This window comes from Streptomyces sp. NPDC048370 (genome assembly GCF_043200825.1).
GTDB lineage: Bacteria > Actinomycetota > Actinomycetes > Streptomycetales > Streptomycetaceae > Streptomyces.
The window spans coordinates 179,619-202,537 of sequence record NZ_JBICYI010000008.1; the positions used below are offsets into that span (position 1 = coordinate 179,619).

The window sequence follows — 22,919 nt, forward strand, 5'->3', positions numbered from 1 at the left end:
TAATCACTGAGACACCGAGCGTAGTTGAGGTGTGATGCTCGATACCAACCCCCTCCCTCGGGGGTCCCCTGCCCGGGGGAATGGTTCACACTGGTGTCCCGTGAGTTCCCAACCGATCCCGACTCGTGTCGTCCTGCTCGCGGGCCCCTCAGGCTCCGGCAAGTCGTCCCTCGCCGCCACCACCGGCCTCCCGGTCCTGCGCCTCGACGACTTCTACAAGGAGGGCGACGACCCGACGCTCCCGCTGGTCGCGGGCAGCGCGGACATCGACTGGGACTCCCCCGACTCCTGGGACGCCGACGTGGCCGTCGCCGCGATCATGGAGCTCTGCCGCACGGGACGCACCGCCGTACCGGTCTACGACCTCTCCACGAGCGCGCGCGTGGACCGTGACGCCCTCGACATCGGCCGGACCCCGCTCTTCGTGGCGGAGGGGATCTTCGCGGCCGAGATCGTGGAGCGCTGCCAGGAGCTCGGCGTCCTCGCCGACGCGCTCTGTCTGCGCGGCCGCCCCTCGACGACGTTCCGCCGCCGCCTCCTGCGCGACCTCAAGGAGGGCCGCAAGTCGGTCCCGTTCCTGCTCCGCCGGGGCTGGCGCCTGATGCGGTCGGAGCGCGCCATCGTGGCCCGCCAGACGGAACTGGGCGCCCACCCCTGCGCCAAGCAGGAGGCCCTGGGCCGACTCGCGGCGGCCGCGGCGGGCCGCCACCGCACTCCGGTGGCGCGCTGACGCGCAAGCGGTGACGCGCAAGCTGTGACGCGAAAAAGCGACGCGGGTCGTACAAGCTCCCCCGGCTTGTACGACCCGCGCCTTTTCCCCCGTACCCCCGTACGTTCCCCCCGTTTTCCCCCGTGTTCCCCCGTACCTTCAGGCCACCAGCTCGCCGAAGGACTCCTCCTCGTCACGGCCGAAGCTCAGCACCTCGTCCTCGCGCAGCCTTCGCAGCGAGCGCCAGATGCTCGACTTCACCGTGCCGACACTGATGTCCAGGATCTCCGCGATCTCCGGATCCGTACGGCCCTCGTAGTAGCGCAGCACCAGCATCGTGCGCTGGAGCTCGGGCAGCCGGGCCAGGGCCTGCCACAGGACCGCGCGCAGCTCCGTGCCGCGCATCGCGTCCGTGTCACCCGCCGTCTCCGGCAGCTCCTCCGTCGGGTACTCGTTGAGCTTCCGCCGGCGCCACGCGCTGATGTGCAGGTTCGTCATGGTGCGGCGCAGATAGCCGCCGACCGCCGCCTTGTCGCTGATCCGGTCCCAGGCCCGGTACGTCGAGAACAGCGCGCTCTGCAGCAGGTCCTCGGCCTCGAACCGGTCACCGGTCAGGTGGTAGGCGGTGGCGTACAGGGAGGCGCGGCGCTCGGCGACGTAGGCGGTGAATTCCGCCTCGGACGCCGACTGCCGCTCCCCCTTGACCTCCCCGTACGCCGCTCCCCCGTCAGCCACGGCGACCATGTAGGCCGCCTTGTGCTGACGCCCGGCGCTTCGAACGCACCCCCGTCCGTTCACCGCGCCGGACTTCTCCGGACTCCGCACGACGACATCGTGGAGACGCGTGACAACTGCGCTTGAGGTGGTGCTGTGCAGTGCGTTCATTTCGCGCCCCCCGTCGGTTGGAGTCCGTTTCGGTCCGTGTGCCAAGAAGCTTGCCCGGGCCACTTCATCGAGGTGTCCGCCGACTGTCACAGCCGTGTCACAGGGGCGGGTCCCGCCACACAGTCGAACTCCGGTGGCCGCATGGGACAGAATGACGTCCGTGCCTTTCCTGTTGCTGATCGAGGACGACGACGCCATCCGCACGGCCCTCGAACTCTCCCTGTCACGCCAGGGCCACCGAGTGGCCACCGCGGCGACGGGAGAGGACGGCCTGAAACTGCTCAAGGAGCAGCGTCCGGACCTGGTCGTACTGGACGTCATGCTGCCCGGCATCGACGGCTTCGAGGTGTGCCGGCGCATCCGGCGCACCGACCAGCTGCCGATCATCCTGCTCACCGCACGCAGTGACGACATCGACGTCGTCGTCGGACTCGAGTCCGGCGCCGACGACTACGTGGTCAAGCCGGTCCAGGGACGGGTGCTCGACGCCCGGATCCGGGCCGTACTGCGGCGCGGCGAACGGGAGTCGACCGACTCGGCGACCTTCGGTTCGCTGGTCATCGACCGTTCGGCGATGACCGTGACGAAGAACGGGGAGGACCTGCAGCTCACGCCGACCGAGCTGCGGCTGCTCCTCGAACTGAGCCGAAGGCCCGGACAGGCCCTGTCGCGCCAGCAGTTGCTGCGCCTGGTCTGGGAGCACGACTACCTGGGCGACTCGCGGCTCGTGGACGCCTGTGTCCAGCGGCTGCGCGCCAAGGTGGAGGACGTGCCGTCCTCGCCGACCCTGATCCGTACCGTGCGCGGCGTGGGCTACCGGCTGGACGTCCCTGCGTGAGAAGAGCGATGTTCGCCGGGCTGCGCTTCACGAGCCTCCGGCTTCGGCTTGTCGTCGTCTTCGCGCTCGTCGCGCTCACGGCCGCGGTGTCCGCGTCCGGGATCGCGTACTGGCTGAACCGCGAGGCGGTGCTGACGCGGACGCAGGACGGCGCGCTGAACGACTTCCGGCAGGAGATGCAGAACCGGGCGGCGACGCTCCCGCTGCGTCCCACCGAGGAGGATCTGCGGCGCACCGCCGAGCAGATGTCGAGCGGCAGCGCCGGGTACAGCGTGCTGCTGCTCGGGGAACGGGACGAGGGCAAGCCGATCATCGGGGCCTCGAACCCGGACACGTTCACGCTGGCCGACGTACCGGACTCGCTGCGGGTGGCGGTGGACACCGCGCGGCCCGCGACGGACGGCGACACCAGCCCGTACCACCTGTTCTGGCAGCGGACGCAGCGCGGGCAGACGCCGTACCTGGTGGGCGGGACGCGGATCACCGGCGGCGGGCCGACCGGCTACATGTTCAAGTCCCTGGAGGCCGAGCGGGCGGATCTGAACTCGCTCGCCTGGTCGTTGGGGATCGCGACGGCGCTCGCGCTCGTCGGCTCCGCGCTGCTCGCGCAGGCCGCGGCCACGACCGTGCTGCGGCCCGTGCACCGGCTCGGCGAGGCGGCCAGGCAGCTCGGCGAGGGCAAGCTCGACACCCGGCTGCGGGTCTCGGGCACGGACGAACTGGCCGATCTGTCACGGACGTTCAACAGCGCGGCCGAGTCCTTGCAGAAGAAGGTCGACGACATGAGCGCGCGGGAGGAGTCCAGTCGGCGTTTCGTCGCGGACATGTCCCACGAGCTGCGTACGCCGTTGACGGCGCTGACGGCCGTGACGGAGGTCCTGGAGGACGAGCAGGACGACCTCGACCCGATGATCGCGCCGGCCGTCGCGCTCGTGGTAAGCGAGACGCGCCGGCTGAACGACCTGGTGGAGAACCTGATGGAGGTGACCCGCTTCGACGCGGGCACCGCCCGTCTCGTCCTCGACGACGTCGACGTCGCCGACCAGGTCACCGCGTGCATCGACGCCCGTGCCTGGCTGGACGCCGTGGATCTGGACGCCGAGCGCGGGATCATGGCGCGGCTCGACCCGCGCCGGCTCGACGTGATCCTGGCCAACCTCATCGGCAACGCGCTCAAGCACGGCGGTTCGCCGGTGCGGGTGTCGGTGCGGACGGAGGACGGCGAGCTGGTCATCGCCGTACGGGACCACGGCCCTGGCATCCCCGAGGACGTCCTGCCGCACGTCTTCGACCGCTTCTACAAGGCGAGCGCGTCCCGGCCGCGGTCGGAGGGCAGTGGTCTCGGCCTGTCGATCGCCATGGAGAACGCGGCGATCCACGGCGGTTCGATCACCGCCGCGAACTCGCCGGACGGCGACGGCGCGGTGTTCGTCCTGCGGCTTCCGCAGGACGACGAGCAGGACGAGCAGGACGGGGTGGAGGAGCTGTGAGCCGCCGCAGAGCAGTCCGTACGGGCGTGGTGGCCGCGGCCGTGGTCGTGGCCGCGCTCACCTCCGGGTGCGGGATCAGGACGACGTCGGTGCCCGTGGACGCGGGTCCCGGCCCCTCGCGGGTGCCGTGCAGCGTCACGGGCGACGAGATCGCCGCCCGGTCGTCGGCCGTGCCGGTCCGGGTCTACCTGGTGTGCGGGTCGCAGCTGGAGGCGGTGGACCGGCAGTCGCCGCTGCCGCAGGAGAAGGCGAGCGGGAACCCGGTGACCACCGCGTCGGCGCTGCTCGCGCAGCTGCTCGGCGAGCCCTCCGAGAGCGAGCGGGAGGCCGGGTTCTCCACGGCCGTCAAGGGGCCGCTGGTCGTCACCGGCGGGCAGCAGGGCGACCCGGCGGACACGCTGCGGCTGAGCCGGCAGCCGGAGGACCTGACGCCGACGGCGCTGTCGCAGATCGTCTGCACCCTCGCGCACAGCTCGGCGGGCGCGGGCGGGGACAGCGTGGTCCTCGGCGGCCCTGGCCGCTACCCCCCGCGCCGGTACGCCTGCACGACCGAGCTCCGCGAGCGCCCGGAGTCGGCGGCCCCGACGCTCGGCCTCCCGAGCCCGTCGACGTCCTGAGCCGTTCCGTACGGAGCGGTTCTGTACGGAGGCGTTCTGCACGGAGCCGTTCCGTACGGAGGCGGAGGCGTTCTGCACCTCGGCGTTCTGCGGCGGAACCGATTCCGGGACGGGGCGCGTCTTGGGGGGCGTGCAGCGTCAAGGTTCGGGCGGCAGTGCCGCCGTGGTCGTACGCGTGGTGGGGTTCTCTCTCCTCCTCGCGCATCTGCTGCTCGTCGCCTGGGTGACGCTCCGACCACGCGACGTGGCCTGGGTGACCGCGCCGAACCTGACCCCGCTCGCGGGGATCCGCGCGGATCTCGCGCTCGGCCCCGTTGAGGCGGCCCGGCGGATCGGCGAGGGCATGCTGCTCCTGGCCCCGCTCGGGATCCTGCTCCCGATGGCCGACGGACGGCTCCATGTCTCGCCCTGGGCCTCCCTGGCCCGTACGGTCGCGGCCGGGGCGCTGGTGTCGCTCGCCGTCGAGCTGCTGCAGACCGCCGTACCCGGGCAGGTCGTGGACATCGACTCGCTGCTCCTGAACACCGCGGGGGTGGCGCTCGCGCACGTCCTTGTGGTCCCCGCCGGGCGGGCGCGGCTGCGCCGGAGGCGGGCACGGGACGGGAGGACGAGCGGGTCCTCCTCGCGGACCAGGCCGGGTCGGGGTTCGACCCTGCTGCGGGACGAGGGTTCTCAGGGGCCTACCCCGACGATTCCCAGGGTCGGGATCGCCCCGTAGACCGACGCTTTGTCCCCCCGGCCGGGGCGAGTATGGAGTCATCGGAAGCCCGACGGAGCGGCTTCCGGAAGACCCTCCCGAAGGAGCCCACCATGGCCGCACTTGCCCGCCCCCGTGACGGACGCATGATCGGCGGAGTGTGCGCAGCGCTGGCACGGCGCTTCGGCACCTCGGCCACCACCATGCGGGTCATCTTCCTCGTCTCGTGCCTGCTGCCGGGTCCGCAGTTCCTGCTGTACCTGGCGCTGTGGCTGCTGCTCCCGTCGGAGAAGTCGGCGAGCGCCGCCTGGTAGCAGGGCTCGCGGACGTACGTACGCCGATGGGGCGCTCACCCGGTCCGGGTGAGCGCCCCATCGGCGTGCGTGCGCGGTGGTCAGCCGATCGGCAGGCCGCCGACCGGGAGGCCGCCGAGCAGGCCGCCGACCGGGGTGTTGGCGAGCGCGCCGGTGGCACCGTCGAGCGGCGCGTGCTCCAGCGCCTGGCCCGCGGCGGCCGGGAGGGCCTTGGCGCCCTGGTCCACGGCGGCCTGGCCACCCAGGAGGGACTCGGCGGCGCCGTCGGGGAGCTCGGTGAGGCCGTCACCCAGCGGCACGATCGAGGTGACCGTGCCGAGCGCGTCGGGGGCGGCGGGCAGCGCCGGGGCGGCGGTGGCCGTGCCGGCGGCGGCAGCGGCGAAAGCGGCACCGAGAGCGGCGACACCGAGCGTCTTGGCGGCAGACTGCTTCATCAGAGAATCATCCTTGAGGATTTCGGGGATCTTGCTTCGGGGAAAGCAGGGAAAGCAGGTAATTCGGGGAATGCAGAGCGGCTTTGCAACTTAGCCACCGGATGACGCTCCCGCAAACACCGAAAGGCGGCCGGTCAGACGTTCCCCGGCCGCCCCGGCCCCCTCCCGAAGCCCCCGCTCAGCCCGCCTGTCCGGAAGACTCGCTGGTCGTCGCGGTCTGCTGGAACAGCCATTCGGACTTCAGCTCGGCATATCCGGGCTTGATGACGTCATTGATCATGGCGAGACGTTCATCGAAAGGAATGAACGCTGATTTCATCGCATTGACGGTGAACCACGCCATGTCGTCGAGCGTGTAGTCGAATGCATCGATCAGCAGCTCGAATTCCCGGCTCATGCTCGTACCGCTCATCAACCGGTTGTCGGTATTGACGGTCGCACGGAAGTGCAGCCGACGGAGCAGACCGATCGGGTGCTCGGCGATGGAGTCCGCCGCGCCGGTCTGGAGGTTGGAGGTCGGGCACATCTCCAGCGGGATGCGCTTGTCCCGTACGTACGCGGCGAGCCGGCCGAGCCGCACCGAGCCGTCGTCGGCGACCTCGATGTCGTCGATGATGCGGACGCCGTGGCCGAGGCGGTCGGCTCCGCACCACTGGAGGGCCTGCCAGATCGACGGCAGCCCGAAGGCCTCGCCCGCGTGGATGGTGAAGTGGTTGTTCTCCCGCTTGAGGTACTCGAAGGCGTCGAGGTGGCGGGTGGGCGGGTAACCGGCCTCGGCGCCCGCGATGTCGAAGCCGACGACGCCGGAGTCGCGGTAGCGGTTGGCCAGTTCGGCGATCTCCAGGGCGCGGGCGGCGTGCCGCATGGCGGTCAGCAGGGCGCCCACCCGGATGCGGTGGCCGCTCGCCCTGGCCTGCCGCTCGCCCTCGCGGAAGCCCTCGTTGACGGCCTCGACGACCTCTTCCAGGGTGAGCCCGGCCTCCAGGTGCTGCTCGGGGGCGTAGCGCACCTCCGCGTAGACGACGCCGTCCTCGGCGAGGTCCACCGCGCACTCGGCGGCGACCCGGACGAGGGCCTCGCGGGTCTGCATGACGGCGCAGGTGTGCGCGAAGGTCTCCAGATACCGTTCGAGGGAGCCCGAGTCGGCGGCCTCGCGGAACCAGATGCCGAGCTTGTCGGGCTCGGTCTCGGGGAGGTCGTCGTAGCCCTGGGCGAGGGCGAGTTCGATGATCGTGCCGGGGCGCAGTCCGCCGTCGAGGTGGTCGTGGAGGAGCACCTTCGGGGCGCGCCGGATCTGGTCCGCGGTGGGGACGCTGTGGGTCTGGCTCGTCATTGCCGCACTCTAGCCCCTACGCGCGTAGAGCGCCTCTCCTCAACTCGCTTGTCGATACGTAACAGTGACCGCGCGTACGGATGGCGTACACCTCGGCTTCTGAGACTGTTCTGCCATGGCGCACTCCGCACTCGTAGGGGCCGCAGGAGGCCGGACACCCCGGCTCGGACGGCCCGTCGGCGCATCGCACCCCGGTACGGCGGTGGGCGGTGTGGTCCTGCTCCTCCCTGACGGGGAGGTCGCGTCCGCGCGGGGCGCTTCGGTCAGGGCGCACGCGGCGCTGCTGCCGCTGGGCCGACGGCTCGTCAGGGCGGGGCGCGGGGAAGGTCTGGTGGCGCACGTCGTGCGGTACCGGGGGCGCGGTTGGAACGGTACGGACGCGGCGTTGGCCTCGGACGCGTCGTGGGCGGTGGCGGAGGCGGTACGCCGGTACGGCGACGTCCCGATCTGTCTGGCCGGCCACGGGATGGGCGCGCGGGCGGCGTTGCGGGCGGCGGGGCACCCGGCGGTCGACGCGGTCCTCGCCCTCGCGCCGTGGCTCCCGGAGGACGACGTGGCGGCGGAGCCGGAGCCGGTACGGCAGTTGGTGGGGCGCCGGATCCTGATCGTGCACGGCACGACCGACGCGCGGACGGATCCGGAGCTGTCGTACCGGATGGCGGAGCGGGCGAAGAAGGCGAACCGCGACACGTGCCGCTTCGAGGTCCACTCGGACGGGCACGCGCTGCGGGCGTACGGCGACGAGATCCGCGCCCTGGCGGCCGACTTCGTCCTCGGCTCCCTCTTCGCCCACCCCTACGCCCGCCCCCTCGCCGACGCCCTCGCGGCCCCACCGCCCCTGGGCCTGCGGATGCCTCTGGCGGCGGGCTTCGGACAGACGCGGCGGCGGTAGGGGCGGGGGCCCAGGGAGTGTCCGGAAAGTATGGTCGTCCGCCCGAAGGGCGGGGCTCGCGGCGTCCGGTGCGTGCGATCGCAAGGCGCCGGGATGCTCTCGTAGCGGAGCTACGTGGGCATTTCGGCAACGCGGCGAGCGTGCGTGCCGGGCGTCGCGAGCCAGGCCAGACTTTCCGGACGCGACCTAGGGCCCCGGCGCCCCGGTGGGTCACTCCGGGAGGAGGTTGCCTCGTTTGCTGAGGAGGAACTTTTTGAAGGCGGCTACCGGGGCGGTGTCCGGGTGGCCGTCGAGCCAGGCGACGCCGATTTCGCGGACCGCGCGGGGGGCCGTGACCGTGAGTTCGACGACTCCGGGGCGTGGGACGGCCGGGGGTGGGAGGAGGGCTACGCCCAGGCCCGCCGCGACCAGGCCGCGCAGGGTCTCGGCCTCCTCGCCCTCGAAGGCGACGCGCGGCGTGAATCCGGCCTCGGCGCACAGGTCGTCCGTGATGCGCCGCAGCCCGTAGCCGGGCTCCAGGGTCACGAAGGTCTCGTCGGCCGCCTCCGCCAGGCGGACCCGCTTGCGGGAGGCCAGGCGGTGGTCGTCGGGGACGACCAGGCGCAGGCGCTGCTCGTCCAGGCGGCGGGCCACCAGGTCCGGGGCGTCCGGGACCGGGGAGGTCAGGCACAGGTCGAGGTCCCCGGCCCGCAGCCGCTCGATCATCGCCTCGCCGTAGTTCTGGACGAGCGTGAAACGGATCCGGGGATGGTCCACCCGGAAGGCCCGGATCAGCGCCGGTACGGTCTCCGAGCCCATCGTGTGCAGGAAACCGAACGCCACCCGCCCCGCCGCCGGGTCCGCGTCGGCCCGTACGGAGTCGGCCGCCCGCTCCACCTCCGCGAGCGCCCGCTCGGCCGAGCCGAGGAACGTCCGGCCCGCCGGGGTCAGTGAGACCGTTCGGCCTTTGCGGGCGAAGAGAGAGACCCCTAGGTCCTGTTCCAGTCTGACCATCGCCCGGGACAGGGTCGATTGGGGGACGCCCATCTCCGCCGCCGCACGCGTCACATGCTCGTGCCGAGCCACCGCCGCGAAGTACGCGAGCCGTGGGGCGAGCAGCAGCCCCATGTCTTCTTCGTAACTACTCGGTGACAGCCGACCCCGTGACCTGTACTCATGCACCATGGGAACGATTACAGCAGTTCCATGCATTGGACGCATGAAACGAATCGTCCTACGTTCGATGTATGCCTTCCGCCAGTACCAAGGCGGCCGCCACCAGCACGGCCGCCGACACCCGCCTCGCCCCCGGAGCCCCCGGCCACCGCCGGATGAGCTTCGCGCTCTTCGCCGCAGGTCTCGCCGCCTTCGCGCTCCTCTACTCCACCCAGGCCCTCCTCCCCGCGATCTCCGCCGAGTTCGGGGCCGGCGCCTCCGCCGCCTCCTGGACGGTCTCCGCCGCGACCGGCGCCCTCGCCCTCCTCGTCCTCCCGATGAGCGCGCTGTCCGAGCGCTTCGGCCGGCGCCGGATGATGACCGTCTCCCTCGCCGTCGCCGTCGCCGTCGGACTGCTCGTCCCCTTCGCCCCGAGCCTGGAGTGGCTGGTCGCCCTGCGCGCCGTCCAGGGCGCGGCGCTCGCGGGCCTGCCGGCCTCGGCGATGGCGTTCCTGGCCGAGGAGGTGCGGCCGAAGGCACTGATCGCCGCGATCGGGCTCTTCGTCGCGGGCAACTCCATCGGCGGCATGAGCGGACGCATCGTCACCGGCTGGGTGGCCCAGATGTGGGGCTGGCGCGCGGGGCTCCTCGCGGTCGGCCTGATGGCCGTGGCCTGCGCCGTCGCCTTCCGTCTCCTCATTCCGAAGGCGCGGCACTTCACGCCCGGTTCGCTCAACCCGAAGGCGCTCGCGGCCACCGTCCGCACCCACCTCTCCGACCCGCTGCTCGTGCGGCTGTACGCGATCGGCGCACTGTTCATGACGGTGTTCGGCGCGGTCTACACCGTGATCGGCTACCGGCTCGTCGAGGCCCCGTTCTCGCTCCCGCAGGGCGTGATCGGCTCGATCTTCCTGGTGTACCTCGTCGGTACGGTCTCCTCGGCCGCGGCCGGCCGCCTCGTGGGCCGGCTCGGGCGGCGCGGGGCGCTCTACCTCGCGGTCGGCACGACCGCCGCCGGGCTGCTCCTCTCGCTCGCCGACAACCTCGCCGCCGTCCTGGCGGGCCTGGTCCTGATCACGGCCGGCTTCTTCGCCGGGCACGCGGTCGCCTCCTCCTCGGTGAGCCGGACCGCGAAGACCGGCCGGGCGCAGGCCTCGGCGCTCTACCAGTCCGCGTACTACATCGGCAGCAGCGTCGGCGGCACGCTCGGCGCGATCGCCTTCCACTCCGGCGGCTGGGCGGGCACGGTCCTCCTCGGCCTGGTCGCGGTCCTCGGCGTCGTGTCGATCACGCTCTACGGCACCCACAGCGCCCGGGTCGAGGCCAGGGCGGAGGCTCGGCGGCCCCGCCTGCGTACGGCGCACTGAATCCCTGCCGATTCCGTACAACCGGACCACTCCCCCGATCGTCCTAAGTCTTAGGACCCTAGGGGGAGTTGGTGATCATGAACGGAATACGGAAGCGGGCCGGGATCGTCCTCGGCATCACCTCGATGGTGGTGCCGCTGACGGTCGCCCTCGGCTCGGGTACGGCTCAGGCCGCGTCGTGCAACGTGACGACGGGCCCGCACCAGAAGCAGGTCGAGAAGTTCCTGGGCCGGACGGCCGACGGGAAGCAGTCGCTCGCCGACTGCAAGGCGATCCAGTCCTTCCAGCGCACGCACGGCATCACGCCGGCGATGGGGTACGCCGGTCCGCTGACCTGGCGGACGATGAACACGATGCTGCAGCAGAAGGCGGCCGGGAAGAACCCGAACAAGGCCGGGAAGTGTCCGACCAACAAGGGCCGGATCGCCTGCGTCGACCTGACGCGGCAGCTGTCCTGGATCCAGGACGGCAAGAAGCTGAAGTACGGCCCGGTGCCGGTCCGTACGGGCAAGGACGGGACCGAGACCCGTACCGGTGCCAAGAAGATCTACTGGCGCAACATCAACCACTGGTCGACGATCTACCACGTCTCCATGCCGTACTCGCAGTTCTTCGACGGCGGCCAGGCCTTCCACTCCACCACCAAGTCCATGTGGAACCCGCCGGGCTCGGGCGGCTGCGTCAACATGCGTCCGGCCGACGCCAAGGCGTACTGGAACCTGCTGAGGAACGGCGACGACGTCTACGTCTACGGGCGGAAGCCGGGAACCTGACCCCGGCTGTCAGTGGGCTGCGGTAGCTTCCCCTCATCGGCACAGCACCGGTGCCGGTGAGGGGCGAGTGGGGTGGACCGCATGAGTGACCTGGCGACCGAGGACCGGCATTCCGAACTGGAGAAGTACCGCACGGAGCTGACGGGTTACTGCTACCGGATGCTCGGCTCGTCCTTCGAGGCCGAGGACGCCGTGCAGGACACGATGGTCCGCGCCTGGCGGTCCATCGACTCCTTCGAGGGTCGCTCCAGCCTGCGCTCCTGGCTGTACCGCATCGCGACGAACGTCTGCCTGGACTCGCTGAACGCGGGAAACAAGCGGGCCCGGCCGATGGATCTGACGGCCGCGACGCCGGTCGCCCAGGCGCAGTTGAACGCCCGGCCGGAGATCACCTGGCTGGAGCCGGTCCCGGACGGGCGGGTGCTGCCGTCGGTCGCCGACCCGGCCGAGACGGCGGTGTCCCGCGAGACCGTGCGGCTCGCGTTCGTCGCGGCCCTGCAGCACCTGCCGCCGAAGCAGCGGGCCGTACTGATCCTCCGCGAGGTCCTGGCCTGGAAGGCGAGCGAGGTCGCCGAGCTCCTCGACACCTCGGTCGCCTCGATCAACAGCGCGCTCCAGCGGGCGCGCGCGACGATCGCGGAGAACGAACCGGCGGTCTCGGACGCGGCGGACCCGCTGGACGAGGAGCAGAAGGAGCTCCTGGAGCGCTATGTCGCGGCCTTCGAGGGGTACGACATGAAGGCGCTGACCGCGCTCCTGCACGAGGACGCGACGATGTCCATGCCGCCGTACGACCTGTGGCTGCGCGGCCACGACGACATCGTGGGCTGGATGCTCGGGGTCGGCGACGTCTGCCGGGGCTCGAAGCTGGTGCCGACCGTGGCGAACGGTTCGCCGGCGTTCGCGCACTACCACCCGGACCCGGAGGGCGGGTACAGCCCGTGGGCGCTGATCGTCCTGGAGGTGCGGGACGGCAAGGTCGGCGGGATGGACTTCTTCCTGGACACCAAGCGGTGGTTCCCGCTCTTCGACCTTCCGGAGCGCTTGGAGGGCTGACCCTCAAAGGACGGTGTCGGTCAGTCCGACGAGGTCGAGGAGGAGGCGCAGCTCGCGCCCGGTGCCCCGGAACCGCAGCCGGTGTCCGAGCCGTCGCGCGGTGAGCCGGAGCCGGGCGAGCGCGTCGACGGCGGCGAGGTCGGCGTGCACGAGCCCACCGACGTCACAGATGACGTCGGTGGGCGCGACCCCTTCGAGCAGGGCGCACACCCGCGCCACCTCCTCGGGGGTGGCGCGGGCCGCCAGGGTCAGTTCGAGCGGTTGACTGGTGTCCACACCAGTCAGACCCGTCCGACGCCCGGAACTCATCGGAGCGTGCAGCCGGTGGCTCAGGCGATGCGGTCCAGGACGATCGGGTTCGGGACGAACTGCGTGCCCGCCGGGGCGATGTCCCAGGAGGCGTCCAGGGACTTGAGGGCGTAGTCGAACTTCTCCGGGGTGTCCGTGTGGAGGGTCAGCAGGGGCTGGCCCGCCGTGACCGTGTCGCCCGGCTTGGCGTGGAGCTCGACGCCCGCGCCCGCCTGGACCGGGTCCTCCTTGCGGGCGCGGCCCGCGCCGAGGCGCCAGGCCGCGATGCCGATGTCGTACGCGTCGAGGCGGGTCAGGACGCCCGAGGACGGGGCCGTCACGACGTGCTGCTCGCGGGCGACCGGGAGGGTCGCGTCCGGGTCGCCGCCCTGGGCCGCGATCATGCGGCGCCAGACGTCCATCGCCGAGCCGTCCGCCAGCGCCTTCGCCGGGTCCGCGTCCTTGATGCCGGCCGCGTCGAGCATCTCGCGGGCGAGCGCGATCGTCAGCTCGACGACGTCCGCCGGGCCACCGCCCGCGAGGACCTCGACGGACTCGCGGACCTCGAGGGCGTTGCCCGCGGTCAGGCCGAGCGGGGTCGACATGTCGGTGAGCAGGGCCACCGTCTTCACACCGCTGTCCGTGCCCAGGCCGACCATCGTCGAGGCCAGTTCACGGGCGTCCTCGATGTTCTTCATGAACGCGCCGGAGCCGACCTTCACGTCCAGGACCAGGGAGCCCGTGCCCTCGGCGATCTTCTTCGACATGATCGAGCTCGCGATCAGCGGGATCGCCTCGACGGTGCCCGTGACGTCGCGCAGCGCGTAGAGCTTCTTGTCGGCCGGCGCCAGGCCGTCGCCCGCCGCGCAGATCACCGCGCCGGTCGTGTCCAGGACGTTCAGCATCTCCTCGTTGGAGAGCAGGGCGCGCCAGCCGGGGATGGACTCCAGCTTGTCGAGCGTGCCGCCGGTGTGGCCGAGGCCCCGGCCCGAGAGCTGCGGCACGGCCGCGCCGCAGGCGGCGACGAGCGGGGCGAGCGGGAGGGTGATCTTGTCGCCGACGCCGCCGGTGGAGTGCTTGTCCGAGGTGGGGCGGGAGAGCGAGGAGAAGTCCATGCGCTCGCCGCTCGCGATCATCGCGGCGGTCCAGCGGGCGATCTCCGCGCGGTTCATGCCGTTGAGCAGGATGGCCATGGCCAGGGCGGACATCTGCTCGTCGGCGACCACGCCGCGGGTGTAGGCGTCGATGACCCAGTCGATCTGCTCCGGGCTCAGCTCGCCCTTGTCCCGCTTGGTGCGGATGACGGAGATGACGTCCATGGTGGTGCCTCTTTCTACGCGCATAGAGGGGGAAGAGGAGAGAGCGGCCCTCCCATGGTGCCGGAAGGGCCGCTCCGCGGTCTTACTTGGCGAGGTGGTCGGGGCCGAAGGCCTGCGGGAGCATGTCGGCCAGCGTGACGAAGCCCGCCGGGGTCTCCAGGACGAGCTCGGGGCCGCCGAACTCGTACAGCAGCTGCCTGCACCGTCCGCACGGCACCAGGGGCGCGCCCTCGCCGTCCACGCAGACGAAGTGGGTCAGCCGGCCGCCGCCGGTGGCCTGGAGCCGCGAGACGAGCCCGCACTCCGCGCACAGCCCGAGGCCGTACGAGGCGTTCTCCACGTTGCAGCCGGAGACCGTCCGCCCGTCGTCGACCAGGGCGGCCGCGCCGACCGGGTAGCCCGAGTACGGGGCGTAGGCACGGGACATCGCGTCCCTGGCCTCCTCCCGCAGGGCCTCCCAGTCGACGTCGGAGACGGGCGTGGTCACTTGCCCTCGCCCTTGCGGTAGCGCATGCCGTCCGCCTTGGGCATCCGCAGGCGCTGCGCGGAGAGCGAGAGCACCAGCAGGGTCACCACGTACGGCGTGGCGCTGACGAACTCGACCGGGACCGTGTCCGTACCGAGGTACCAGATGAAGACGCCGACGCCGATGACGATGGCGATGGACGAGGTGATCCAGCGCTTCTTGTACGCCTTCCACGCGGCCATGGCCACGAGGGCCGCGACCAGCAGCAGGAGCAGCGCGTGCACGGACTCGCCGCCGCTGCGCAGCTGGAGGGCGTCGGCGAAGCCGAACAGGCCCGCGCCCATGGCGAGACCGCCCGGACGCCAGTTGCCGAAGATCATCGCCGCGAGGCCGATGTAGCCGCGGCCACCGGTCTGGCCCTCGTTGTAGATGTGCGAGGTGACCAGCGACAGGAACGCGCCGCCGAGGCCGGCGAGACCGCCGGAGACGACCACCGCGATGTACTTGTACTTGTAGACGTTGACGCCGAGGGACTCGGCCGCGATCGGGTTCTCGCCGCAGGAGCGCAGCCGCAGACCGAACGCGGTCTTCCACAGCACGAAGAACGTGGCGATCACCAGGACCACGGCGAGGATCGTGACCAGCGACAGGTTGGTGACCAGGCCGCCGAGGATGCCGGCGATGTCCGAGATCAGGAACCAGTGGTGCTTCTCGATGTCGGCCAGCCAGTCGGAGAGACCTGGCACGGTGATCGAGGTGATGTCCTCGGCCGGCGGGGACTGCTTGGGGCTGCCGCCCTTGGCCGCGGCCTCGCCGGTGTTGAACCACAGCTTGGCGAAGTACGTGGTGATGCCGACCGCGAGGATGTTGATCGCGATGCCGGAGATGATGTGGTCGACGCCGAAGGTGACGGTGGCGACCGCGTGCAGCAGACCGCCGAACATGCCGCCCAGGATGCCGGCGAGGATGCCGATCCAGGGGCTGGTCTGCCAGCCGGCCCAGGCACCGAAGAAGGTGCCGAGGATCATCATGCCTTCGAGGCCGATGTTGACCACGCCCGCGCGCTCGGCCCACAGACCGCCGAGACCGGCGAGGCCGATCGGCACGGCGAGGGAGAGCGCGGCGCTGATCTGGCCGGCCGAGGTGAGGTCCTGCGCCCCGGTGATGACCCGGACGGCGGAGAGGGCGATGAGCCCGCCCGCCACGATCAGCAGGATCCAGGGCAGGGAGAGGCGGGTGCGGCCGCCCTTGCCACCGGCCGCCTTGGGCGCGGCGGGCGGCGGGGTGGAAGTCGCCGTGGCGCTCACGCCGACACCTCCGTCGAGTCGTTGGAACGGGCCTGGGCCGCGAGCTTCTCGCCGACCTGACGCTGCTGGCGCTTGAGGCCGTAGCGGCGGACGACTTCGTAGGCGATGACGACGCAGAGGACGATGACGCCCTGCATGACGCCGACGATCTCCCGGTCGTAGTCCTCGAACTCCAGCTGCTGGCCGCCACGCTCCAGGAAGGCCCAGAGGATCGCGGCGAGCGCGATGCCGATCGGGTGGTTGCGGCCGAGCAGGGCGATGGCGATACCGGTGAAGCCGATGCCGACGGGGAAGTCGCCGCCGAACTCGTACGAGTCGTTGAGCAGCGTCGGCATACCGATCAGACCGGCCATCGCGCCGGAGATCAGCATGGAGGTGACGACCATCTTCTTCACGTTGACACCGCTGGCCGCGGCGGCCGTGTCGGACTGGCCGACCGTGCGCAGGTCGAAGCCGAAGCGGGTGCGGGAGAGCGTGAACCAGTACCCGAGGCCCGCGATGACCGCGATCACGACGAAGCCGTAGATCGGGGTCGGCGTGGTCGGGAACTCGAAGAAGTGCGAGGACTCCGGGAGCGGGGTGGTGGCGACCTTGGTGCCGGCCGCGTCCAGGTGGCCGAGGCGGCCGGGCTGGAGGAGGTAGGCGATGATCGAGGTCGCGATGAAGTTCAGCATGATCGTGGAGACGACCTCGCTGACACCCCGGGTGGTCTTCAGGAGACCGGCGATGCCCGCCCACATGGCGCCGACGATCATCGCGGTGATGATGATCAGCGGGATCTGGACGATCCCCGGCAGGGTCAGCGCGCCACCGACGGCGGCGGCGAAGAAGGCGGCGAGACGGTACTGGCCGTCGACACCGATGTTGAACAGGTTCATGCGGAAGCCGATGGCCACCGCGATGCCCGCCAGGTAGTACGTCGTCGCCTTGTTGATGATGTAGACCTGGCTGTCCGACTTGATGCCGTAGTCGAACATGATCCCGAAGGCGCTGAACGGCTCCTTGCCGGTGGCCGCGAGCACCAGGGCGGTGATCAGGAAGGCGGCGACGATCGCGAGCAGCGGTGCCGCGATGCCGAGGAGCAACCGCTCCTTGTCGAACTTCTTCATCGGGCCTCGTCCTCCGGGCCGTCGGTGCCCTCAGGGCTCTCATCGTGCGCAAGGTGACCGGCGGCGGCGCCGGTCATGGCCGAGCCGAGCTCCTCCGGGGTGATGGTCGCCGGATCGGCGTCGGCGACCAGACGCCCGCGGTACATGACGCGCAGGGTGTCGGAGAGGCCGATCAGCTCGTCGAGGTCGGCGGAGATCAGCAGCACCGCGAGGCCCTCGCGGCGCGCCGCGCGGATCTGGTCCCAGATCTGCGCCTGAGCGCCGACGTCCACGCCCCGGGTGGGGTGCGCGGCGATCAGCAGCTTGGGGTCGTGGCTCATCTCGCGGCCGACGATCAGCTTCTGCTGGTTGCCGCCGGAGAGGGAGGCCGCGGTGACGTCGATACCGGGGGTGCGGACGTCGTACTCGCGGACGATCCGCTCGGTGTCCTTGCGGGCGGCCTTCAGGTCGAGGATGGCGCCCTTGGAGTTGGGCTTCTCGGTGACGTGGCCGAGGATGCGGTTCTCCCAGAGGGGGGCCTCCAGGAGCAGACCGTGCCGGTGGCGGTCCTCGGGGATGCAGCCGATGCCGTCCTCGCGGCGCTTGCGCGTCGGAGCGGCGGAGATGTCGGCGCCGTCCAGGGTCAGCACACCGCGGTCGGCGGTGCGCATGCCCATGATCGTGTCGACGAGCTCGGACTGGCCGTTGCCCTCGACGCCGGCGATGCCGAGCACCTCACCCTTGTGGATGGTGAAGGTGATGCCGCCGAGGACCGCGCGGACCACGCCGTCGGGGTCGACGGCGCTCAGCGACAGGTCCTGGACCGTCAGCATCGGCACGTCGGTGACGGTCGACTCGCGGGTCTCCGGGGAGGGCAGCTCGGCGCCGACCATCAGCTCGGCGAGCTGCTTGGTGGTGGTGTGCTTCGGGTCGGCGGTGCCGACCGTGGTGCCGCGCCGGATGACGGTGATCTCGTCGGCGACCGACAGGACCTCGCCCAGCTTGTGCGAGATGAAGATGACCGTCAGGCCCTCGGCCTTGAGCTCGCGCAGGTTGTCGAAGAGCGCGTCGACCTCCTGCGGGACGAGCACGGCGGTCGGCTCGTCGAGGATCAGGGTGCGGGCGCCGCGGTAGAGGACCTTGAGGATCTCGACGCGCTGGCGGTCGGCCACACCGAGGTCCTCGACGAGGACGTTCGGGCGGATGCCGAGACCGTAGGCGTCCGAGATCTCCTTGATCTTGGCGCGGGCCTTGTCACCGATGCCGTACAGCTTCTCGGAGCCGAGGACGACGTTCTCGAGGACGGTGAGGTTGTCCGCGAGCATGAAGTGCTGGTGCACCATGCCGACGCCGCGGGCGATGGCATCGCCGGGGCTGTGGAACGTCACCTGCTCGCCGTCGACCGTGATGGTGCCCTCGTCCGGCTTCTGCATGCCGTAGAGGATCTTCATCAGGGTCGACTTGCCCGCGCCGTTCTCGCCCACGAGGGCGTGCACGGTGCCGCGGCGCACGGTGATGTCGATGTCGTGGTTGGCCACGACGCCGGGGAAACGCTTGGTGATGCCGCGGAGTTCTACGGCGTTCGGACTGCTGGGGCTGGAGGCTTTGATGACGCACTCTCCTAGGCAGGGAGCGTGAGGAGGGGATGAGGCCGGTGCGCAGGCGCTGTCGGTGGCGAAAAATACCCTGTACAGCGGGCGCTACGCGCGTAGCTTTTGGAAAATCGTTCAACTGCCCGCAGGCAGACGTGTGAAGGGGGCCCGGAGTGTCGGCCGAAGCCGCTCTCCGGGCCCCCTCCGACGGACGTCAGAGGGTCGTGTTGACCTTGATCTGGCCGTCGACGATCTTCTTCTTGGCCTCGTCGATCTGGGCCTGGATGTCCTTGAGGTGGTCACCCGTGGTGGTCAGCGAGACGCCGTTCTCGGCCAGGGAGTAGACGTGCGTGCCGGTCATCGGCTTGCCGTCCTGGACGGACTTGATGAGCTCGAAGACACCGGTGTCGACGTTCTTGACGACCGAGGTCAGGATCGAGCCGGCGTACTTGGACAGGGCCGGGTCCTTGGCCTGGTCCGAGTCGACGCCGATCGCCCAGGTGCCCGGCTTCGCGGCGACGGCCTCGATGGCGCCGGCGCCCGAGCCGCCCGCGGCGGCGTAGATGACGTCGATGCCCTTGTCGAGCATGCCCTTGGCGGCGGCCTTGCCCTTGTCGGGGGCGCCGAAGCCGGACATGTCCGTGCCGGTGGACAGGTACTGGATCTGGACCGAGGCGTTCGGCTTCGTGTCCTTGACGCCCTGCTGGAAGCCGGCGGCGAACTTCTTGATCAGCGGGATGTCGACGCCGCCGATGAAGCCGATCTTGCCGTCCTTGGACTTGAGCGCCGCCGCGACACCGGCGAGGTACGAGCCCTGCTCCTCGGTGAAGACGATGGAGTCGACGTTCTTCGCCTCGGAGACCGAGTCGACCAGGCCGAAGGTGACCTTCGGGTACTTGGCCGCGACCTTGTCGATCGCGTCCTTGTAGGCGAAGCCGACACCGATGACGGGGTTGAAGCCGCCCTCGGCCAGGGAGGCGAGGCGCTGCTCACGGTCGGCCGGGGTCTCACCGGTCTTGGCGGTGAGCTCCTTGGTCTCGACGCCGAGGTCGGCCTTGGCCTTGTCGAGACCGCGCGCGGCGGAGTCGTTGAAGGAGTTGTCGCCACGGCCGCCGACGTCGTAGGCCATGCCGACCTTGATGGTGCCCGAGTCGGAGCTGGACTCGGTGGACGACTCACCGCAAGCGGTCGCGGTGAGAGCGAGGGCCGCAGTCGCGATGGACGCGGAAACGATCTTGGATACCCGGCGCAAGAGGAGGGTCCCTTCGAGACTGACCGAAAGCGCCTCTTCCGGCGCTGGTTTCGCGTGGATCGTAACGCGCGTAGATGTCAGTTAAAGACCCGTTCATGAGTCGTTATCGGATCGTCGCGAACCGGCCAGAGGGGCCGCGAGGCGGGACCACCTGGGGCGATCGACCCGGCACCGCCGGTTATACGCGGCGGTACGGGGGTTCGGGTGCGGCCCGCGCGGCGACGCGCGGGCCGTTGGGCCGAATGGATGAACGGCGTTTCGGCCGTCCGGGCCCGACCCGCGGGGCCCGGCGGTCAGCGCTTCGGCGCGGCGTCGATCAGGGCGGCGGCGGTGAAGAGCTCGACACCGACCTCGATCGCCTCCTCGTCCACGTCGAAGTCACCCGCGTGCAGGTCCCGGCGTGTCGTGTCGCCGGGGGCGCGGACGCCGAGCCGGGCCATGGCGCCCGGGACGTGCTCCAGATACCAGGAGAAGTCCTCGCCGCCGAGGCTCTGCTCGGTGTCCTCGATCGCATACAAGCCGCGCCGGGCGGTCATGGCGTCGCGGAGCAGCTCGGTGATGACCGGGTCGTTGACGACCGGCGGGACGCCGCGCACGTAGTTGATGGTCGACTTGGCGCGGTGCAGGGTGGCGATCTCGTCGATCGCCGCGTGCACCAGGTCCGGGGCGTCGCGCCAGCCCGGCAGGTCGAGGCAGCGGACGGTGCCGGAGAGCTCGGCGTGCTGCGGGATGACGTTGCAGGCGTGACCGGCCTCGATCCGGCCCCAGGTGACCGCGAGGCCGGAGCGGGCGTCGACGCGACGGGCGAGCAGCGCGGGTACGTCGGTGGCGATCCGGGCGGCGGCGGTGACCAGGTCGGTGGTGAGGTGCGGGCGGGCCGTGTGGCCGCCGGGGCCGTCGAGGGTGACTTCGAGCCGGTCGCAGGCGGAGGTGATGGGGCCTGGGCGCAGCCCGATCCGGCCGGCGTCCACCTTCGGGTCGCAGTGCACGGCGATGATCCGGCCGACGCCGTCCAGGACGCCGGACTCGATGGCGTCGGCGGCGCCGCCGGGCAGCACCTCCTCGGCGGGCTGGAAGATCAGCCGGACGGCGTTGGGGAGCAGCCCCTGCCGGTCGAGCTCGGCGAGGACGAGCCCGGCGCCGAGGACGGTGGTGGTGTGGACGTCGTGTCCACATGCGTGCGCCCGGTTGGGCACGGTGGAGCGGTACGCGACGGTCTTGACGTCCGGGATGGGCAGCGCGTCGATGTCGGCGCGAATCGCCAGCATCGGCCGCCCCCGGTCCCAGGTGCCGATGTCACAGACGAGTCCCGTGCCCGTCGCGAGGACCTTCGGCGCGAGTCCGGCGGCCTCCAGGCGCGCCTTCAGGGCCGCGGTCGTACGGAACTCCTGGTTGCCGAGCTCGGGGTGCATGTGCAAGTCGCGGCGGAAGGCGATCAGTTCGGCGCGCAGCGAGGCGGACAGCGTTCCGGGCAGAGCGACGGAGCCGGGCTCACGGGACTTCAACTGGTTCACCTTTTGAAGGGTAGGCCCCTTCAGAGATCAACTGCCCGTTGATCACGAAAAGTTCAGCCCGATAGGGGAAAGAATCTCGGTTCGCCAGGCTTGATGACCATCCCTTGTGGGTAAGCTCACCCGAATTCGAGCCGTTGTGTGGACTGGGCGGTGAGGCGGTCGACCTCGTGCGCCGCCGTGCCCGTGACCCCGGCGAGGAAGCCCTGGGCCCGCGGGGAGGTGTTCTCCTTGAGCCACTCGGGCGCGATCTCGCAGACGGCGACCTTGACCCCGGTGCCGACCAGGGCGAGCGGCAGGGTGTGCACGACCGTCGAGGGAAAACTGACCACCGTACGGCCGATGGGGCCGCGCCGGGCGATCAGCTCCAGCGGCAGGTCGGGCCGGACGATCTCCAGACCGGTCTCCACCGCGATCCGGTGCAGCTTCTCGGTGGACTCCCTGCGGTGCGCGAAGTAGCGGGTCGCGCCGTGGGTGCGGGCCAGCTCGGCGACGGCGAGGGCGTACCGGTCGGCGTCGACCACACCCGTCTCGACCAGCGAGGTCCCGACCAGGTCGGCGCCCTTGGTGATCCGGGGCGGGCCGAAGCGGGACCGGGTCCAGGCGAAGGTGTTGGCGGTCACGGTGGTGCCGGGCGGCGGCTCGACCGGGAGCGAGGTGAAGATCTCGACCGTACGGCGCCGGTTGGGGGCGAGCTTGCGGCGGGCGGCGGCGGTGACCGGGGCGAGCACGAGCTCGCGCGCCCCCCGGCTGCCGCGCCGGTGCCAGCGCACGAGGCGTTCGCCACGGGCCAGTTGGGCGGCGTACTCCATGGTGGCGGTGCCGTCGTCGACGACGGTGAGGTGCTTGGGCGCGAAGAGGGTCAGCAGCAGCTGGACGTAGCGGGAGAACGGGTCCCCGACGATCACCCGCTCCGCGGAGCGCAGGAGCGGGGCGAGCTCCCGCAGGGTCCGCGCGAGCGAGCCGCGTCCGCCGCGGGCGTCCTGCCAGCGGACGGTGAACCCGTCGTCGCGGGCCAGCTGCGCCATCCGGCGCAGCTGGCCGCGCGACATCGGGTCGGTCGGCGAGAGCACGACAAGCGTGAGCTCGGTCCGAGCGGGGACGACGGGCACGACGGACACGGGGACCGCGCCGCCGTCGTCGTGGGCGTCCGTGCCGTCGACGAAGGCGGGCTCGCCGCCGCCGACGGGCCCGGCGGTCACCCGGCTGTCGCCGGTGGCCGGGGCTTCGTGGCCGTCAGGGCCGTGGGAGCCCTGAGGGCCGGGGGAGCCGGCGGGAGTGGAGCCCTGCGCGCGTTCGGTGGCCGCGTCGGCGACCGGACCGGCGGAGGAGGAGCCGGTGGCCGCCCGGCCGTCGGCGGCACGGGCGGTGCGCGCGCCGCCGGCGTCGGTCACGGCCGTGCCGATGCTCCGCGCGTCGGACACCGCCGGCCCGGTGAGGGGCGGCGTGGCCGCGTGTATCGCGGCCCCCCGGCCGTCGGGGGCGGTCGTGCCCCCGACGGTGAGGGACTGGGCGTGAGCCCACTCCAGGACGTTCAGGAGCTGGACAGGGCTCTCG

General features: G+C 71.2%; 23 protein-coding genes. 10 read left to right on the plus strand and 13 right to left on the minus strand.

Annotated features, from left to right (window positions below; translation table 11 throughout):
• Positions 1-34: 34 nt before the first annotated feature.
• Positions 35-730 (plus strand): uridine kinase, encoded by a 696-nt coding sequence (locus tag ACGFYP_RS19635; RefSeq protein WP_393494774.1) that lies wholly within the window; start codon positions 35-37, stop codon positions 728-730.
• 138 nt (positions 731-868) lie between these two features.
• Here ACGFYP_RS19635 and ACGFYP_RS19640 read toward each other — a convergent pair whose 3' ends face one another.
• Entirely contained in the window at positions 869-1,594 is a 726-nt protein-coding gene (locus ACGFYP_RS19640) for a SigE family RNA polymerase sigma factor (protein ID WP_361970210.1), read from the minus strand.
• Between the two features lie 160 nt (positions 1,595-1,754).
• Here ACGFYP_RS19640 and afsQ1 point away from each other — a divergent pair, with 160 nt between their 5' ends.
• The 5 genes from afsQ1 (at position 1,755) to ACGFYP_RS19665 (ending at position 5,550) form a co-directional block, all read left to right on the plus strand.
• Positions 1,755-2,432 (plus strand): two-component system response regulator AfsQ1, encoded by a 678-nt coding sequence (afsQ1, locus tag ACGFYP_RS19645; protein ID WP_181019089.1) that lies wholly within the window; start codon positions 1,755-1,757, stop codon positions 2,430-2,432.
• Positions 2,433-2,440: 8 nt separating this feature from the next.
• On the plus strand, positions 2,441-3,922 hold the full coding sequence (locus ACGFYP_RS19650; RefSeq protein WP_393495073.1) for an ATP-binding protein: 1,482 nt from the start codon (positions 2,441-2,443) through the stop codon (positions 3,920-3,922).
• Positions 3,919-4,539, plus strand: a complete 621-nt coding sequence (locus ACGFYP_RS19655; RefSeq protein ID WP_361970213.1) for a hypothetical protein — start codon at positions 3,919-3,921, stop codon at positions 4,537-4,539. Before ACGFYP_RS19650 ends, ACGFYP_RS19655 begins: the two co-directional genes overlap by 4 nt.
• Before the next feature lie 130 nt (positions 4,540-4,669).
• Positions 4,670-5,257: a VanZ family protein gene (locus tag ACGFYP_RS19660; RefSeq protein ID WP_393494779.1), complete on the plus strand. Its 588-nt coding sequence runs from the start codon at positions 4,670-4,672 to the stop codon at positions 5,255-5,257.
• Between the two features lie 92 nt (positions 5,258-5,349).
• Complete coding sequence (locus tag ACGFYP_RS19665) at positions 5,350-5,550, plus strand: PspC domain-containing protein (RefSeq protein WP_361970216.1); 201 nt, start codon at positions 5,350-5,352, stop codon at positions 5,548-5,550.
• A gap of 80 nt (positions 5,551-5,630) precedes the next feature.
• Here the strand turns inward: ACGFYP_RS19665 and ACGFYP_RS19670 are convergent, their stop codons facing one another.
• Positions 5,631-5,984, minus strand: coding sequence for a hypothetical protein (locus ACGFYP_RS19670; RefSeq protein WP_393494783.1), 354 nt, complete (start codon positions 5,982-5,984; stop codon positions 5,631-5,633).
• Positions 5,985-6,162: 178 nt separating this feature from the next.
• The gene (locus ACGFYP_RS19675) at positions 6,163-7,317 is read right to left on the minus strand and encodes an adenosine deaminase (protein ID WP_393494786.1); all 1,155 of its coding nucleotides are present in this window, start codon (positions 7,315-7,317) and stop codon (positions 6,163-6,165) included.
• Positions 7,318-7,432: 115 nt separating this feature from the next.
• Here ACGFYP_RS19675 and ACGFYP_RS19680 point away from each other — a divergent pair, with 115 nt between their 5' ends.
• The gene (locus ACGFYP_RS19680; RefSeq protein WP_393494789.1) at positions 7,433-8,209 is read left to right on the plus strand and encodes an alpha/beta hydrolase; all 777 of its coding nucleotides are present in this window, start codon (positions 7,433-7,435) and stop codon (positions 8,207-8,209) included.
• A gap of 210 nt (positions 8,210-8,419) precedes the next feature.
• On the opposite strand, the gene ACGFYP_RS19685 is transcribed toward ACGFYP_RS19680, so the two are convergent.
• A complete protein-coding gene (locus tag ACGFYP_RS19685; protein ID WP_393494792.1) occupies positions 8,420-9,373 on the minus strand; it encodes a LysR family transcriptional regulator in 954 nt (317 codons plus the stop codon).
• 62 nt (positions 9,374-9,435) lie between these two features.
• On the opposite strand from ACGFYP_RS19685, the gene ACGFYP_RS19690 reads away from it, so the two are divergent.
• The 3 genes from ACGFYP_RS19690 to ACGFYP_RS19700 all read left to right on the plus strand — a co-directional run bounded on the left by ACGFYP_RS19690 (position 9,436) and on the right by ACGFYP_RS19700 (position 12,539).
• The gene (locus tag ACGFYP_RS19690; RefSeq protein ID WP_393494796.1) at positions 9,436-10,710 is read left to right on the plus strand and encodes an MFS transporter; all 1,275 of its coding nucleotides are present in this window, start codon (positions 9,436-9,438) and stop codon (positions 10,708-10,710) included.
• A gap of 125 nt (positions 10,711-10,835) precedes the next feature.
• Positions 10,836-11,483, plus strand: coding sequence for a L,D-transpeptidase (locus ACGFYP_RS19695; RefSeq protein ID WP_361967645.1), 648 nt, complete (start codon positions 10,836-10,838; stop codon positions 11,481-11,483).
• Between the two features lie 81 nt (positions 11,484-11,564).
• Positions 11,565-12,539, plus strand: a complete 975-nt coding sequence (locus tag ACGFYP_RS19700) for a sigma-70 family RNA polymerase sigma factor (RefSeq protein ID WP_393494799.1) — start codon at positions 11,565-11,567, stop codon at positions 12,537-12,539.
• Between the two features lie 3 nt (positions 12,540-12,542).
• Here ACGFYP_RS19700 and ACGFYP_RS19705 read toward each other — a convergent pair whose 3' ends face one another.
• The 9 genes from ACGFYP_RS19705 to ACGFYP_RS19745 all read right to left on the minus strand — a co-directional run bounded on the left by ACGFYP_RS19705 (position 12,543) and on the right by ACGFYP_RS19745 (position 22,483).
• Positions 12,543-12,815 carry an STAS domain-containing protein gene (locus ACGFYP_RS19705; RefSeq protein WP_393494802.1) on the minus strand — a complete coding sequence of 91 codons (273 nt, stop codon included), beginning with the start codon at positions 12,813-12,815 and terminating at the stop codon, positions 12,543-12,545.
• Between the two features lie 53 nt (positions 12,816-12,868).
• Complete coding sequence (locus tag ACGFYP_RS19710) at positions 12,869-14,146, minus strand: thymidine phosphorylase (RefSeq protein WP_393494805.1); 1,278 nt, start codon at positions 14,144-14,146, stop codon at positions 12,869-12,871.
• Between the two features lie 82 nt (positions 14,147-14,228).
• Positions 14,229-14,633, minus strand: coding sequence for a cytidine deaminase (locus ACGFYP_RS19715; protein WP_393494808.1), 405 nt, complete (start codon positions 14,631-14,633; stop codon positions 14,229-14,231).
• A complete protein-coding gene (locus ACGFYP_RS19720; RefSeq protein WP_361967556.1) occupies positions 14,630-15,919 on the minus strand; it encodes an ABC transporter permease in 1,290 nt (429 codons plus the stop codon). Before ACGFYP_RS19720 ends, ACGFYP_RS19715 begins: the two co-directional genes overlap by 4 nt.
• A complete protein-coding gene (locus tag ACGFYP_RS19725; protein ID WP_393494812.1) occupies positions 15,916-17,028 on the minus strand; it encodes an ABC transporter permease in 1,113 nt (370 codons plus the stop codon). The genes ACGFYP_RS19720 and ACGFYP_RS19725 overlap by 4 nt, the downstream gene beginning before the upstream one ends.
• Positions 17,025-18,617, minus strand: a complete 1,593-nt coding sequence (locus ACGFYP_RS19730) for an ABC transporter ATP-binding protein (protein ID WP_393495077.1) — start codon at positions 18,615-18,617, stop codon at positions 17,025-17,027. Before ACGFYP_RS19730 ends, ACGFYP_RS19725 begins: the two co-directional genes overlap by 4 nt.
• A gap of 196 nt (positions 18,618-18,813) precedes the next feature.
• Positions 18,814-19,851 (minus strand): BMP family protein, encoded by a 1,038-nt coding sequence (locus ACGFYP_RS19735; RefSeq protein WP_393494815.1) that lies wholly within the window; start codon positions 19,849-19,851, stop codon positions 18,814-18,816.
• 293 nt (positions 19,852-20,144) lie between these two features.
• Positions 20,145-21,365 carry a M20 family metallopeptidase gene (locus tag ACGFYP_RS19740; RefSeq protein WP_393494817.1) on the minus strand — a complete coding sequence of 407 codons (1,221 nt, stop codon included), beginning with the start codon at positions 21,363-21,365 and terminating at the stop codon, positions 20,145-20,147.
• Positions 21,366-21,481: 116 nt separating this feature from the next.
• A complete protein-coding gene (locus ACGFYP_RS19745) occupies positions 21,482-22,483 on the minus strand; it encodes a hypothetical protein (protein ID WP_393495080.1) in 1,002 nt (333 codons plus the stop codon).
• Positions 22,484-22,919: the final 436 nt, after the last annotated feature.